13 protein-coding genes are annotated in these 14472 nt (G+C 64.3%); 7 read left to right on the top strand and 6 right to left on the bottom strand.

The window, feature by feature from the left end; all coding sequences use genetic code 11:
- Positions 1-35: 35 nt before the first annotated feature.
- The 5 genes from phbB to AC1DQR_RS07590 form a co-directional block, all read right to left on the bottom strand.
- Positions 36-779, bottom strand: a complete 744-nt coding sequence (gene phbB, locus AC1DQR_RS07610; protein WP_416051574.1) for an acetoacetyl-CoA reductase — start codon at positions 777-779, stop codon at positions 36-38.
- Between the two features lie 76 nt (positions 780-855).
- Positions 856-1413 (bottom strand): TIGR01841 family phasin, encoded by a 558-nt coding sequence (phaP, locus tag AC1DQR_RS07605; RefSeq protein WP_416051575.1) that lies wholly within the window; start codon positions 1411-1413, stop codon positions 856-858.
- Between the two features lie 427 nt (positions 1414-1840).
- Positions 1841-2287, bottom strand: a complete 447-nt coding sequence (locus AC1DQR_RS07600) for an HAD family hydrolase (RefSeq protein ID WP_416051576.1) — start codon at positions 2285-2287, stop codon at positions 1841-1843.
- A 204-nt stretch (positions 2288-2491) separates the two neighbouring features.
- The gene (locus AC1DQR_RS07595) at positions 2492-3166 is read right to left on the bottom strand and encodes a M24 family metallopeptidase (RefSeq protein WP_416051577.1); all 675 of its coding nucleotides are present in this window, start codon (positions 3164-3166) and stop codon (positions 2492-2494) included.
- 350 nt (positions 3167-3516) lie between these two features.
- Positions 3517-4440: a LysR family transcriptional regulator gene (locus AC1DQR_RS07590; protein ID WP_416051578.1), complete on the bottom strand. Its 924-nt coding sequence runs from the start codon at positions 4438-4440 to the stop codon at positions 3517-3519.
- A gap of 152 nt (positions 4441-4592) precedes the next feature.
- Here AC1DQR_RS07590 and AC1DQR_RS07585 point away from each other — a divergent pair, with 152 nt between their 5' ends.
- From AC1DQR_RS07585 to AC1DQR_RS07555, 7 genes are all read left to right on the top strand, one after another.
- Positions 4593-5798, top strand: coding sequence for a pyridoxal phosphate-dependent aminotransferase (locus AC1DQR_RS07585; RefSeq protein ID WP_477132825.1), 1206 nt, complete (start codon positions 4593-4595; stop codon positions 5796-5798).
- Between the two features lie 42 nt (positions 5799-5840).
- Entirely contained in the window at positions 5841-6815 is a 975-nt protein-coding gene (locus AC1DQR_RS07580; RefSeq protein WP_477132824.1) for a Bug family tripartite tricarboxylate transporter substrate binding protein, read from the top strand.
- An 11-nt stretch (positions 6816-6826) separates the two neighbouring features.
- A complete protein-coding gene (locus tag AC1DQR_RS07575; protein ID WP_477132823.1) occupies positions 6827-7543 on the top strand; it encodes an RraA family protein in 717 nt (238 codons plus the stop codon).
- Positions 7544-7786: 243 nt separating this feature from the next.
- A complete protein-coding gene (gene hpnI, locus AC1DQR_RS07570; protein ID WP_477132822.1) occupies positions 7787-9064 on the top strand; it encodes a bacteriohopanetetrol glucosamine biosynthesis glycosyltransferase HpnI in 1278 nt (425 codons plus the stop codon).
- A complete protein-coding gene (gene hpnJ / locus AC1DQR_RS07565) occupies positions 9061-10482 on the top strand; it encodes a hopanoid biosynthesis associated radical SAM protein HpnJ (RefSeq protein ID WP_150987283.1) in 1422 nt (473 codons plus the stop codon). The genes hpnI and hpnJ overlap by 4 nt, the downstream gene beginning before the upstream one ends.
- A gap of 20 nt (positions 10483-10502) precedes the next feature.
- Positions 10503-11351, top strand: a complete 849-nt coding sequence (gene hpnK / locus AC1DQR_RS07560) for a hopanoid biosynthesis-associated protein HpnK (protein WP_477132821.1) — start codon at positions 10503-10505, stop codon at positions 11349-11351.
- Positions 11348-12394 (top strand): lysylphosphatidylglycerol synthase domain-containing protein, encoded by a 1047-nt coding sequence (locus AC1DQR_RS07555; RefSeq protein ID WP_416051584.1) that lies wholly within the window; start codon positions 11348-11350, stop codon positions 12392-12394. The genes hpnK and AC1DQR_RS07555 overlap by 4 nt, the downstream gene beginning before the upstream one ends.
- Here the strand turns inward: AC1DQR_RS07555 and AC1DQR_RS07550 are convergent.
- Positions 12378-14459, bottom strand: a complete 2082-nt coding sequence (locus AC1DQR_RS07550) for a 3-hydroxyacyl-CoA dehydrogenase NAD-binding domain-containing protein (protein WP_477132820.1) — start codon at positions 14457-14459, stop codon at positions 12378-12380. The genes AC1DQR_RS07555 and AC1DQR_RS07550 overlap by 17 nt on opposite strands.
- Positions 14460-14472 lie beyond the last annotated feature (13 nt).

The raw sequence follows: 14472 nt of genomic DNA, 5'->3' as shown, positions 1-14472 counted from the left end.
ACCCGCTGTGCCGCTTCGCTATGCTTCCACCGGTGTCACTGCAGATGCTGGCCCCCATTGATTGCAATGTTTGCGCCGGTCAGGAAAGCCGCTTCACGCGAACATAGGTAGACAATCAAGGCCGCCACTTCCTCCGGCTCACCCAGCCGGCCAACCGGGATTTGCGGGATGATCCTGGTGTCCAGGATCTCCTGCGGCACTGCTGTCACCATCTTGGTCGCAATGAACCCAGGAGACACGGTGTTGACCGTCACGCCGCTCCTGGCCACCTCGAGCGCCAACGACTTCGTGAAGCCATGCATGCCTGCCTTGGCCGCGGCGTAATTGGTTTGGCCAAAGCCGCCTTTCGAGCCGATGATGGACGACACATTCACGATCCGCCCCCAGCCGCGCTTGACCATTTCGTCGCACACCGGCTTGGTCATATTGAACACCGAATCGAGATTTGTCCGCATGACCGAGTCCCAGTCAGCTTTTTCCATCTTCCTGAAGCTCATGTCCCGCGTGATTCCGGCGTTGTTGATCAGAATGTCGACAGGACCAACCTCCGCCCGAATCCTCGCCACACCCAGCTGGCATGAATCATAGTCGGCCACGTCGACCGGGAAGGCATGGAATCGGTGTCCGCTTTCCCGCATCCGCGACAGCCAGCTGGCAACACCCGTGTTCCCCGGGGAGTGGGTCACAACCACCTCGCAATCTGCTTCCAGCAGCCTGGTGCTGATGGCTTCGCCCAGTCCCCCCATACCCCCCGTTACCAAGGCTATCCTCGTCGTCATGATTCGAATCCTCCATACACTGCGTTGAAGGCCAGGTCGGTGACACGGCCGTAGGAGCAGGCGGCCATCGCGCGGCTTACTGCCGGACGGCTCGGGCAGCCGGTTGCTTCACAGACCTGGAGGCCGCTTCGGCAGCCGTATTGAAACTGCTTTGCGCAACGTGCGCCGCCTGCTTTGCCGTCGACTGCATGGTCTCGTATAGCGTGTGGGTTGCATCGATTGCCGCCTGCCAGGCGGTGACAGCCGCGCTGGAACCCGCCGGCGCGGTGCTCACCGCACCGTCAAGGAGACGCTGCACCCCGCGCTTGTTTGCCTCGTAGTGCGCTTCCGCTGCCTTGTCGAATTCGACCCGCGTCGCGGAGGCAATTTCAAAAAATTGCAGGCGATACGAGAGTGCTTTCTCCGTCGCTTGCTTGAACAACTCGATCTGCAATGCGAAGAAGTCCTGGGGGTCCTTGACCGACAGGGCTTTGCGCGCGCCTTCACGAGTATCGGATAGCGCGGCTTTCGTCGTCTCGATCTGCAATGCGAGCAGCTTCTCAAAACCTTCGACAGCTTTGGCCGTCAGACCTGCCGTGGCGTCAATCATCGCCTTCTGCGCAGCCAGGACTTGCTCGGGGGACAGCTGATTCATCTTGCAGCTCCTTGGTGTGACCCACGCCCCGTGCCATCCCATGACAGCACGTTCGCGGCGGAGTCGCGTGAATCGAGCGGCGGCGTAACCGCGGCGGAGGTTCCGGTGCGCAAGAGCCGAGTGCGTGCCAGGCTCCTGCAGGTATTTCGGACGGGCGCGCCGCGCCGTTATCTATCGTGAGGCAGGACGTGCCAGATCCACGCTGCGGGGGACACGCCTGAAGGCACTGTGCAAGGCGTAGCCCCGGATTGTTAGCGGAGGTCGGCGAAAGGCCGGCCCAGGCCGGTCGAGGTCGAGCGCTATTGGTTTAAGCTCCAGAAGCGCCTTCTGAGTTCGCACCCAAAATAACCTCTATTGGATTGAAACATGGATCATATACTTTAGATCAAATTCGTATGCTATGAGATTTAATATTTTAAATTCAGAGTTAATTAATCTTCACATAAAGAGTATTTATATAATTTACCCCCCAGAAAGAGGGGATTGAGATCGCAAGGCTCGTTGTAACCCGGAGTGTTCGTTGCCAGAACAGCGGGCCTTCTTGCTGCACCACAGGAGGTGTTGCGGTATTGCCCTGGCCAACGGCGTAGGACTGGCGTCCATGGCGCGCTTCGCCTTCCAGCGGGCATGGCATGGCTTGCCTGAGATCGGCGAAGACGGTGGCGCCGCGCGATGTCAGGACGTCGGCCGCCGCAGACGCCCCGATTCCGATGAAGCCGATGCCCAGCTTCTCGGCCACTTCGAGATCCCAGCGGCCATCGCCAACCGAGACGATGCGCTTCGGCTTGGCGATGTCATAGTAGCGGCGAGCCTGGTGAATGGCTGACGCCACGAGATCCGTTCGTGACGGGTACTCCGATGCCGTGAGCAGCATGGGTTCCTGATAGGTAATGCCGACTGCCTCGAGCTTGCGCCGGCTGACGCTTCTTATCCCTCCCGTTGCGAACACGATTCCCCAGCGCGCCTGTCGCGCTGCCAGCACAAAGCCGCAGGCACCGGGTATCTCACGGAGTCCGTGTTTGGCAAGTGCCTTCGCGAAGTGTCGATCAGGGGCGCGCCCCTCCCCGAGCTGGGCTGGTTAGCTGGCTATCAGGATGTCTTCATAGAAGGCGCCGAATGACTTGGTGGGATGGGCGATCTGGATCTCCAGAATCCACAGTCCAGTCCCGGGGCACCGTTCATAGTCTCCCAGGTCCCCCGCCCGATAGATCGCATGAGGGAAATCGGATACGCGGTGCCCCTTGATTTCGAGGTTGAGCTTCCAGCCCGCGGCCTCGGCCCTCTGCGCTGCATATTGGTATAGCGCCGGTCCGCCAAGACCCTCTTCACGCCAGCGCGCGCTGACTTCCTGCCAGAGGGCGCGCGCGGCCTCGGCGCAGGCATGCATCTCCGGGTCCTCCCCCACGACGAAGGTATCACCCGCATCGCCTTCATGATCGTTCCAGACAATGCCGAGGTCTATGAAGAAGATGTCATGCTCACCGAGAACATGATCCGGATCGATGCGCTCCTTGAACGTTTTCAGGGTGTTCCGGCCAAAGCGCACGATGATCTGATGCCAGATGCGCTGCATGCCCAACTCTTCGAGCGTGATGCGCGCAAAATCGCAGGCCTGTTTTTCGGTCATGCCTGGACGAATGCCCGCGGCAATGCGCTGGACCCCTTCGAAGGTCTTGTCCCGCGCGTATTGCATGGCGGGCAGTGAGAATTTGGTCCCTACGGCTTCCCGATCAAGCCTTGATGTGCTTTCCATGAAAAATCCAGATGTCGTCATGAGTCCGCCGAGTTGGGGCCGGATGTTGCCGCTGGCAACCTATCGTGTCCCGGCTCCCGCTTGACTTTCGAAATATATCATTGAATATAACGAATGTGCATTACGACACCCTTTCCAATTTCCTTGGGGCAGCATCTCCCGGTTGGGCACGCAATACTCGGACCTGGTTCGATCCGAGCGTTGGCGCGCTCGATCGCGCACTGCTTCGCCCACCTAGACCCGCTTAACCACCTGCAGGTGGGGCGGATGCGACGTTATCGGAACAGTGTGGGTGGCGATCCCGCGAACGAGCGTGCGCATCTTATGCGCCGCTGCCGGACTCGATGCGCTCACCGCGCAACCGCAAGATCATGCGGGCCACGCGAAAAGTCGCACACAAGCCGGCTGACCTCGGCAATGACATCCAGCGCCGCACTGAAGGCATCGTCCCGGTACACGGCGGAGTAAACCAGCGGCGGCGGCATGGGGTCGCTCTTTACCACGCGCAAGAGCCCTTGATCGATATCCGTGGCGAAGTAGTCCAGGGCAAGCTGGCTGATGCCGAGTCCTTCGATGGTCAGTGCTCTCAATACGGTCAGGTTGTTGGTGGCAAATACCTTCTTGAACCTGAATCCATGCTCCCGGCGCCAGGCGCCGTAGAAGGTGTTTTTCGCGGACCCGATGGATTGCTCCAGCACGGGATACTGGGCAAATTCTTCGGGGCGCAGCGGCCTGTCGGGTAACGCGAGGGTGGGGCTTGCCATCCACAGGTCTTCCACGCGGCCGACCTCCACCGTTTTGTAGGCTTCGCCCCAGAACGTGCCCGGCAGGATCGCCAGGTCGATCTTGTTTGCCTCCAGGCCTTCGAACAGGTTCATGCCCGCATCGACCACCGGTTCCAGTTGAAGCTCTGGATGCCGGTTCTTGAGTTCCTTGAGCAGCTTGGTCAGCCAGGTCAGTGCGATGAGCTCGGTGACGCCGATCCGGTAGGTGCCGGTGAGGTTGTCGACCTGCCCGACCTCGGCATCGATCCGCTCGCGCAGCCGCATGGCTTCTTCGGCGAGGGTCAGGAGCCGGCTGCCGGCATGGGTGGGCACGAGACCCTTTGGCGTGCGGTGGACGAGTTGCACGCCCAGGACTGCCTCCAGTTCGCCGACACGCTTGGACATTGCCGATTGCGTTGCGTGGAGCTTGGTGGCCGCCGAGCTGAAGGATGCATGCGTCACACAGAAGTAGAAGGCTTCGAGTTGCTTGAACGTGACAGACATAGACATTTGATTTCCGATTCTGTGCGGCGACATATTCTCGCACCAACAATGCCATCATCACGAAAAAATGGAATACCGGCGCAATCCGATTTCTCGTTTTGCCGGGCCGGCGCGGGGGCGGATACTTTCTCCCAAGATCCCTTCCATGGCCACGCCTCATGCTTTCGCTCACCGACCGACTCAACCGAATCAAGCCCTCTCCCAGTTCCATGGCGGGGCAACGCGTGCGGGAGCTCCGCGCCGCGGGGCGCGATGTGATCGGCCTCACCGCCGGGRAGCCGGACTTCGAGACGCCGGCCCACATCCGGGAAGCCGCCTGGAGCGCGATGCAGGCCGGCAAGACGCGCTACACCGATGTGGGGGGCACGGCCGAGCTGTGCCACGCCGCCGCGCAAAAATTCAAGCGGGAGAACGGTCTCGACTATGCGGCCAGCGAGATCATCGTCAGCACCGGCGCCAAGCAGGTCATCTTCAATGCCCTCATGTGCACGGTGCAACAGGGCGACGAGGTCATCGTGCCCGCGCCATACTGGGTGTCGTACCCGGATATCACGCTGTTTGCCGGTGGCGTGCCGGTGTTCGTGGCGTGCCAGGCGGAGAACGGGTTCAAGCTCACCCCCGAGGATCTTGAGCGGGCCATCTCCGCGCGGACCCGCTGGCTGATCCTCAATTCGCCGAACAACCCCAGCGGCGCCGCCTATACCCGCGCGGAGCTGGTTGCCATTGCCGAGGTACTGGAGCGTCATCCGCACGTCTGGGTGATGACGGATGACATCTATGAGCACCTCACCTACGACGGCGCCGCCTTTGTCACGATTGCGCAAGCCGCTCCGTCACTGAAGGCGCGCACGCTGACCATCAACGGCGTCTCGAAGGCCTACGCGATGACGGGCTGGCGCATCGGCTACGCCGGCGCGCCGGCGCCGCTCATCAAGGCGATGGTGAAGCTGCAATCGCAGAGCACCTCCGGGGCCAATTCGGTGGCGCAGGCCGCGGCGATCGCGGCGCTGGATGGCCCGCAGGATTTCATCGCGGCCAACAAGGCGGTGTTCCAGGCGCGCCGGGACAGGGTGGTTGCCGCGCTCGGGCAGGTCGACGGCATTCACTGCCAGGCGCCAGCGGGCGCATTTTATGTCTTTGCGTCGTGTGAAGCGCTGATCGGCGCGCGCACACCGCACGGCTCGGTGATCCGGTCCAGCGACGACTGGGTCAACTGGTTGCTGGACTCGCAGGATCTCGCGGTACTGCAGGGTTCCGCCTACGGCGTCGATACGCACTTCCGGCTTTCGTTCGCCGCCAGCATGGCGCAGCTGGACGAGGGCTGCCGCCGGATCGAAGCCGCGGCCGCCGCATTGATTCGCTAGGCATCGCACGACCTTCCTTGACTCCATCCACCAGGGCGCACCATGAACTTTCTGCTGAAGTGTCTTCGCCTCGTCGCGGCGGGCTTGCCGCTGCTTGCCACGGCTGCCCATGGCGAGCCCGCGTATCCCTCGAGGCCGATCCGCATCCTTGTGGGCTTTTCTCCTGGTGGCTCGAACGATATCGTCGCCCGTCTGCTGGCGCCCAAGCTGTCCGAGGCCCTGGGCCAGCAGGTGCTCATCGACAACCGCCCCGGCGCCGGCGGCAACATCGCTGCCGACACCATGCTGAAAGCGCCCGCCGATGGCCACACCCTGATGATCTGCACCACGGGGATGCTGTCCATCCAGCCGTCCTTGCAGAAGGTCAGCTACGATCCGCAGACCGACATCATCCCGGTGTCCCTGATCGCCAACACGCCGTATATCGCGCTGGTCAACGCGGCGCTGCCCATCCACAACGTCAGGGAACTGATTGCGTATGCCAAGGCCAATCCAGGCAAGCTGAACTTCGCTTCGTCCGGCAATGGCACGGCGGGCCACCTCGCGGGTGAAATGCTCAAGCTGCGCGCCGGCATCAACATTGTCCATGTGCCTTACAAGGGCACGGGCCAGGCCATGACGGACCTGCTTGGCGGCCAGGTCTCCCTGATCTTCGACCAGCCCATCAGCTCACTGCCTTACGCGAAATCCGGAAAGCTGCGCGTGCTTGGCGTGGCGTCGCTGCAGCGCCTGCAGTCGCTGCCCGACGTGCCGACATTCGCGGAGTCGGGCGTGCCGGGTTTTGACCCCGTGGCGTGGACCGGGCTTTGCGCGGCCAAGGGCACGCCGGCCAACGTGGTGGCGCGCTTGCAGCACGACGTGGCGCAGGTGCTGCGCCAGCCGGAGATTGCGCAGCGCCTGAGTCAGGACGGCATGGAGGTGGTTGGCAGCACGTCGGATAAATTCCGCGAGTTCCTGGCCACCGACAAGCGCAAATGGGTCAGCGTGATCAAGGAAGCCAACGTCACGCTGAATTAAAGGGACATGACATGGACATCGACATGGATATCGACATCGAGAGCAATCTGCCGGATATGGTCCGGGATTTCGAGCGTGTTCGCCCGGACCTGATCGAGCAGGCGTCTCAGTTCGCCGCTTCGATCTTCGCGGATGTGGCGGGGCGCCGGGGCGGCATGCACGGGCGCATCGCACCGCTCGATCGCGCGAGCCGCTTCTGCGGGACCGCGCTCACGGTCGAAGTCCGTCCGGGGGACAACCTGATGATTCACGCCGCCATGGCGCTCGCAAAGCCAGGCGATGTGATTGTGGTGGACGGCAAGGGCGACCAGTCTTGCGCGCTGATGGGCGCCATCATGACGAACCAGTGCAAGGCGCTTGGCGTGGCAGCGGTGGTCCTGGACGCGGCATCGCGCGACGCCGATGAGATTCGCGAGCTGGGCTTTCCGATGTACTCCGTGGGCACGAATCCCAATGGTCCCACCAAGCTTGTGCCCGGCCGCGTCAACCATCCGATTCAATGCGGCGGCGTCACGGTCAGGGCCGGTGATCTTGTCATCGGCGACGCCGATGGCGTGGTGGTGGTCGAGCGCGAAAAGGTGGCCGAGCTGATCGGGCGGGCGGCCGGGAAGGTGGCGGCGGAGCGAAAGCGGATCGACGGCATCCGGTCCGGCCAGGCGTTGCGCCCGGCGTGGCTCGACGCTTCCTTGCAGGCGGCAGGCGTGCTCAAGGCGGGCGAGACGCTCTGAGCGTAGCTGGTGCTCAGGGCCTGTCTCAGGCCCTGGCCCTTCCGATATAAATAAAAGTAACAAGAATTGTTATCAATATCTTTCTTGTCTGATTGACGTACCCCACCTTGTCCCCACGCCATCAGCGATCTTTCTAGTGGACGAAATAACTTCTGTACGTCATATTTCCCCTTAATACTTCCTTAAGTATTTACGCTATACCGTACAACTTTAGTCAAAACCTTAATTTGAGGACTGGCCGAAATGACGTTGGGTGGGCTCGCTGGTCCGGCAGTGGCATGGCTTGCGGCAGGATATGCGGTGATGGCGGCGTGGCTCAGCCGGCGCTCCTCGCCCGGCCCGGCGCCCGCCTGCGTAGCCCCGGATAGCACGAGCGTTCACCCGGTGAGCGTGCTCAAGCCACTCTGTGGCGCCGAGCCCCGGCTCTACGAAAACCTGGCCACTTTGTGCCGACAACAGCACCCCGCCTACCAGATCGTGTTTGGCGTACGCGCTGCCGACGATCCCGCCATTGGCGTCGTGGAGCGCTTGCGCGCCGACTTCCCCGCCTGCGAGATCGACCTGGTCATCGATCCCCGGGTGCATGGCAGCAATCTCAAGGCGAGCAACCTGATCAACCTCTGCGCCCGCGCGCGCCACGCATGGCTGGTGGTCGCCGATAGCGACATTGCCGTGGCGCCGGATTATCTGGCACGCGTTACCGCCCCCCTGGCCGATGCCCCGGTCGGTGTAGTGACCTGCCTGTATCGCGGCCATCCGGTCGGCGGCTTCTGGTCGCGCCTGGGGGCGGGATTTATCGACCACTGGTTCGCGCCTTCGGTGCGGATCGCCCACGCGGGCGGCTCCCGCAGTTTTTCCTTTGGCGCCACCATTGCCCTGCGGCGTGACGCGCTGGCCGCAATTGACGGGTTCGAAGCGCTCTCCAACCGTCTTGCCGACGATTTCTGGCTGGGCGAGCTGGTTCGGCGCCAGGGGCTGGAGACGGTGCTGTCGGATGAGATGGTCACCACCGATGTGACGGAATCCAGTCTTGGTGATCTCTGGGCGCATGAATTGCGGTGGATGCGCACCATCCGCTCGCTCAATCCGGCTGGCTTCGCCTTCACCTTCATCACGTTCACCTGGCCGATGCTGGCGCTGGCCGCCTGGCTTTCGCCACAGCCGCTGGTGCTGGCCGCGGTGGTGTTGGGCGGCCTGGCACGCAGTTTCCTGGCTGGCGGCCCCGGCGCCGCGCTGATGGCGCCACTGCGTGATATCTTGCTGCTCGTGGAGTGGGCGGTTGCCCTGGCCGGATCGCAGGTACGTTGGCGCGATCGGATATTGCCGGTGCGAGACCCTCCCACAGCCGAGGCGCCGCTGCAGCCGCGCGCGCCGGCGGCGCGTGCGGGCATGGAACCTTACCAGGGGGCTGGCGTAACGCTTCGCCCCCTTCCCTTGATGACGGAGGGGACGGACAATGGCGTGCCGGAACGCCAGTCGTCCCTTTCGACAAACGGCTTGAATCCCCCGAGGCTGCTATGAAAACCCTCTTCCTCCAGGTGCCTTCCTTCGATGGCTTTGACGGCGGCGCCGGCTCGCGCTATCAGGCCAAGCGCGAGATCAAATCGTTCTGGTACCCGACATGGCTGGCGCAGCCCGCCGCGCTGGTGCCGGATAGCCGCGTGCTCGACGCGCCCGCCGACGGCCTGGGTGTGCAGGAAACGCTGGATATCGCCGCCGGCTATGAACTGGTCATCATCCACACCAGCACGCCGTCCTTTCCCACTGATGCCAAGTTCGCGGAAGAACTCAAGGCACGCCACCCAGGGGTGATGATCGGCATGGTAGGCGCCAAGCCCGCCGTCGACCCCGGCGGCACGCTCGGCGCCAGCCCCGCCATCGATTTCGTGTGCCGCGAGGAATTCGACTACACCTGCCAGGAGGTGGCCGCCGGCAAGCCACTCAAGGACGTGCTTGGCCTGAGCTATAAGCTGCCCGATGGCTCGCAGGAGCATAACGGCCCGCGCCCGATGATCGAGAACATGGATGAGCTGCCCTTCGTGGCACCCATCTACCAGCGCGACCTGAAGATCGACAACTACTTCATCGGCTACCTGAAGCACCCCTACGTCTCGATCTATACCGGGCGCGGCTGCCGCTCCAAGTGCACCTTCTGCCTGTGGCCGCAGACCGTGGGCGGGCACCGCTATCGCACGCGCTCCCCGGAGAACGTGATCGCCGAGGTCAAATGGATCAAGGAGAACATGCCCGAGGTCAAGGAGATCATGTTCGACGACGACACCTTCACGGATTTCAAGCCGCGCGTGGAGGAGATCGCGCGCGGGCTGGGCAAGCTGGGCGTGACGTGGTCCTGCAATGCCAAGGCCAACGTGCCCTACAGCACGCTCAAGATCATGAAGGAAAACGGCCTGCGCCTGCTGCTGGTGGGCTACGAGTCCGGCGACGACCAGATCCTGCTCAATATCAAGAAGGGCCTGCGCACCGATATCGCGCGCCGCTTCACCGAGGACTGCCGCAAGCTCGGCATCATCATCCACGGCACCTTCATCCTCGGCCTGCCCGGCGAGACGCGCGAGACGATCGAGAAGACCATCGCCTACGCCAAGGACATCAACCCGCACACGATCCAGGTCTCGCTGGCAGCGCCCTATCCTGGAACCACGCTATACCGGCAGGCGGTGGAAAACGGCTGGCTGGAAGACAACAAGGTCATCAACCTGGTCAACGACAAGGGCGTGCAGCTGGCCGCGATCAGCTATCCGCACCTGAGCAAGGAAGAGATCTACCACGGCGTGGAAACGTTCTATAAGCGCTTCTACTTCCGCCCGAGCAAGATCTGGGAGATCGTGCGCGAGATGCTGGGCAGCTGGGAAATGATGAAGCGCCGCCTGCGCGAAGGGGTGGAGTTCTTCCGCTTCCTGCGCTCGCACGAGGCCTGACCCTGGCTAGCGATCCTGTGGTGTCTGATCCTGCGCGGCGTGCCCTGATCATCACCGCCGACGATTTCGGCCTGCACGGCGGTGTCAACGAAGCGGTGGAGCTGGCGCACCGCGATGGCGTGCTGAACGCCGCCAGCCTGATGGTGGGCGCGAGTGCGGCCGCCGATGCGGTGGCGCGCGCCAGGCGCCTGCCGCGCTTGCGCGTGGGCCTGCATGTGGTGCTGGCCGACGGCCCTGCCGTGCTGGCCCCGGCCGCCATTCCGGCGCTGGTGGATGCGCATGGCCGCTTCGGCTCGGCCATGGCGCGCGACGGCTTCCGCTTTTTCTTCCTGCCGCATGTGCGGCGCCAGCTGGCCGCGGAGATCCGCGCCCAGTTCGAGGCGTTCGCCGCCACCGGGCTGACGCTGGACCACGTGAACACCCACAAGCATTTCCACTTGCATCCCACCGTGCTGTCCCTGATCTTGCAGATCGGCCGCGAGTTCGGCCTGCACGCCATGCGCCTGCCCAGCGAGCCTGCGGCGCCGCTGCTGCTGCGGCCCTGGCTGGCTTTGTTGCGCAGGCGGCTGGACCTGGCCGGCATTGCCCACAACGACTACGTGCTTGGCATTGCCAATAGCGGCCGCATGGACGAAGCCGCCTTGCTGGCCGCGCTGGTGGAGCTGCCGGCGGGCGTGGGCGAGATCTACCTGCATCCCGGCGTGGTCTCCGGCGCCGAGGTCGCGCCCAGCATGCGTGGCTATCGCCATGCCGACGAGCTGGCCGCGCTGCTGTCGCCCCGCGTGCGCGAGGCGCTGGAGCGCGCCGGTGTGCGTCGCGGCGGCTTTACCGACATCTTTGGCGCGCCCGGTGCCCTGGCCCCCGCATGAAGCGCCTGATCTACCTGACCGGGCTTTTGGGCATGCTGGCCCTGACGGCACTGGTGCTGCACGAAGGCGCGTCCGACATTGGCCGCATCGTCGGCCAGGCTGGCTGGCCGCTGCTGCTGCTGGTTCCTTTCCACGCCCTGCCGCTGCTGCTGGACGCGCAAGGCTGGCGGGTGTTGCTGACGTCAGCCGATCCGGATGAGTCCGCCGGCCTCGCCTTCCTGTGGTGGGTGGCCACCGTGCGCGAGGCGGTCAACCGGCTGTTGCCTACCGTGGGTGTGGGTGGCGAGCTGGTCGGCATCCGGCTGACCCGCCTGCGCATCGCGGATACCACGGCAGTGACCGCCAGCATCGTGGTGGAAGTCATGGTGACGCTGTTCGCGCAGTACCTGTTCTCCGCGCTCGGTGTGGTGCTGCTGCTGTTGGCGCTCGGTGGCGGCGATGGTCATGCCTGGGTGATCCTGGCTGGCTTGCTGCTGTCCTTGCCGGTGCCAGTGTTGTTTGCGCTCTCGCTGCGCCATAGCGCGCTGTTCGAGCGGCTGGAGGGCGCCGCGCGGCGCTTGTTCGGCGCGGACCACCGGGTGGTCGCGCTGATCGACGGCGCCCGGCTCGACGCGCAGATCCGTGCGCTGAATGCGCGCCGCGGCGAGTTGCTGGCCGCGCTGTGCTGGCAGTTCGCCGGCCTGGCCTTGGGCGCGGCGGAGATCTGGTTCGCGCTGTGGCTGCTGGGCCATCCCGTCCCGCTCTGGCAGGCGCTGGCGATCGAGTCGCTGACGCAGGCCGTGCGCCATGTGGCCTTCTTCGTGCCGGCCGGCCTTGGCGTGCAGGAGGCGGTGATGATGCTGCTGGGCCACCTGCTTGGCGTCGACCCGCAGGTGGCCTTGTCGCTGGCACTGGTCAAGCGCGCGCGCGAGGTGCTCTTCGGCATCCCGGCGCTGCTGTCGTGGCAGTGGGTGGAGCTGCGGCGCTACATGGCCCCCAAGGCCGGGCCGGCCAAGGGGGCGCATCGGCACGCAGCGCCGGAACTGCCTACTTCAGGTCGCTGAACTTCTTGCCCTGCGCAACCAGGTCCTCGAGCAGCTTGGCCGGCTTGAAGTCCGCGCCGAGCGTCGCCTCGAAGTGCTTCATGGCTGCAAGTACCTTGTCCAGCCCGATCGTGTCCGCATAGCACATCGGGCCGCCCCGGTACACCGGCCAGCCGTAGCCGTTGACCCACACTACATCGATGTCGGAGGCGCGGATGGCCTTGCCTTCCTCCAGGATCTTCGCGCCTTCGTTGATCATCGGGTAGATGCAGCGCTCCAGGATCTCCTGCTCGGAGACCCCGCGGCTGGTCTTGCCCTGCCTGGCGGCAAAGTCGCGGATGATCCCCTCGACCACGGGCGAGGGGATGGCATTGCGCTTCTCGTCGTAGTCGTAGTAGCCCGCGCCGGTCTTCTGGCCGCGGCGGTCCATCTCGCACAGAATCTCGCGCAGCGTGGAGCTGCTGGATTTCTCGCGGATCCAGCCCAGGTCCAGGCCGGCCAGGTCGCTCATGGCGAATGGCCCCATCGGGAAGCCGAAGTTGTACAGCACGCGGTCGATGTCCCACGGCAGCGCGCCTTCGAGCACGAGCTTCTGCGCTTCGCGCTGGCGCTGGGCCAGCATGYGGTTGCCGACAAAGCCCGGGCACACGCCCACCAGTGCGGCAATCTTGCCAATCTTGCGGGCCAGCTCCATCGATGTGCGGATGACGGGTTTGGAGGTCTTGTCGCCGCGTACCACTTCCAGCAGCTTCATGACGTTGGCCGGCGAGAAGAAGTGCAGGCCGATCACGGATTCCGGGCGCGACGTGGCGCGGGCGATCTCGTTGACGTCGAGCGCGGAGGTGTTGGTGGCCAGGATGGCACCGGGCTTCACGATCTTGTCGAGCTTGCCGAAGATGTTCTTCTTCACGTCCATGTTTTCATAGACGGCTTCGATGACCAGGTCGGCATCGGCCAGCTGGCCGAGTTCCAGCGTCGGGGTCAGCAGCGCCATGCGCTTGTCGACATCGGCGGCGGTGATGCGGCCCTTTTTTGCGGTGTTGTCGTAGTTGGCGCGGATGGTGCGCACGCCGCGGTCCAGCGCTTCTTGCGCGGTTTCCACGATCACGACGGGAATGCCGGCGTTGAGCATGTTCATGGCGATGCCGCCGCCCATGGTGCCCGCGCCGATGATGCCGACCTTCTTCACGTCGATGACCGGCGTATCGGCTGGCACGTCGGGCAGGTTCCAGACCTGGCGCGAGGCGAAGAAGTAGTAGCGCTGCGCGGCGGATTGCGTGCCGTTCATCAGCTCCAGGAAGAGCTTGCGCTCCACCTTCATGCCTTCGTCGAAGGGCAGGTTGACCGCGGCCTCGATGCAGCGGATGTTGTACTCGGGCGCGTCGAAGCCACGGAACTTGCGGGCATTGGCGCGGCGGAAGTCGGCGAACAGCTCCGGCTTGCCGCGCGCGGCTTCCACTTTCTCGTTGAGGTCGCGCACCTTGCGCAGCGGGCGCTGCTCGGCGTTGACCTGCCTGGCGAAGGCAATGGCGCCGGCGCGCAGCGCGGCGTCTTCGGTCACCAGGTCGAACAGGCCCATCTCCGCGGCGGCGGCCGCGCCGATGTGGGCGCCCGAGGTCACCATGTCGAGCGCCTTGGCGGGGCCGACGATGCGGGGCAGGCGTTGCGTGCCGCCAGCGCCGGGCAGCAGGCCGAGGTTGACTTCCGGCAGGCCGCATTTGGCGGACCTGGCTGCCACGCGATAGTGGCAGACCAGCGCGACTTCCAGCCCACCGCCCAGCGCGGTGCCGTGGATGGCGGCGACCACGGGCTTGGGCGAGCCTTCGATTGCGGCTTGCACGTCGGCCAGCGACGGGCCAACCGGCGGCTTGCCGAATTCGGTGATGTCGGCGCCGGCGATAAAGGTCTTGCCCGCGCAGGTCAGGACGATGCCCTTGACGTTGCTGTCGGCGATGGCGCGCTCGACGCCATCGAGGATGCCGGCGCGGACTGYGGCGGACAGTGCGTTTACCGGCGGCGAGTTGAGCGTCAGGATGGCGATATCGCCTTCCACGGCGAGATCGGCGACTGCGTTGATAGCGGTCATGGGTGTGGACTCC

It is taken from the genome of Cupriavidus sp. 05L411 (assembly GCF_056398045.1).
The sequence above is the reverse complement of the archived record's forward strand: the minus strand, read 5'-3'. Positions and strand labels throughout refer to the sequence as shown.

Coding starts and splice junctions, on each gene's coding strand:
- AC1DQR_RS07590 (WP_416051578.1), bottom strand. CDS start 4,440: ATGTCTATGTCTGTCACGTTCAAGCAACTCGAAGCCTTCTACTTCTGT.
- AC1DQR_RS07555 (WP_416051584.1), top strand. CDS start 11,348: ATGAAGCGCCTGATCTACCTGACCGGGCTTTTGGGCATGCTGGCCCTG.
- AC1DQR_RS07580 (WP_477132824.1), top strand. CDS start 5,841: ATGAACTTTCTGCTGAAGTGTCTTCGCCTCGTCGCGGCGGGCTTGCCG.
- phbB (WP_416051574.1), bottom strand. CDS start 779: ATGACGACGAGGATAGCCTTGGTAACGGGGGGTATGGGGGGACTGGGC.
- phaP (WP_416051575.1), bottom strand. CDS start 1,413: ATGAATCAGCTGTCCCCCGAGCAAGTCCTGGCTGCGCAGAAGGCGATG.
- AC1DQR_RS07575 (WP_477132823.1), top strand. CDS start 6,827: ATGGACATCGACATGGATATCGACATCGAGAGCAATCTGCCGGATATG.
- AC1DQR_RS07600 (WP_416051576.1), bottom strand. CDS start 2,287: ATGCTGCTCACGGCATCGGAGTACCCGTCACGAACGGATCTCGTGGCG.
- AC1DQR_RS07595 (WP_416051577.1), bottom strand. CDS start 3,166: ATGGAAAGCACATCAAGGCTTGATCGGGAAGCCGTAGGGACCAAATTC.
- hpnJ (WP_150987283.1), top strand. CDS start 9,061: ATGAAAACCCTCTTCCTCCAGGTGCCTTCCTTCGATGGCTTTGACGGC.
- hpnI (WP_477132822.1), top strand. CDS start 7,787: ATGACGTTGGGTGGGCTCGCTGGTCCGGCAGTGGCATGGCTTGCGGCA.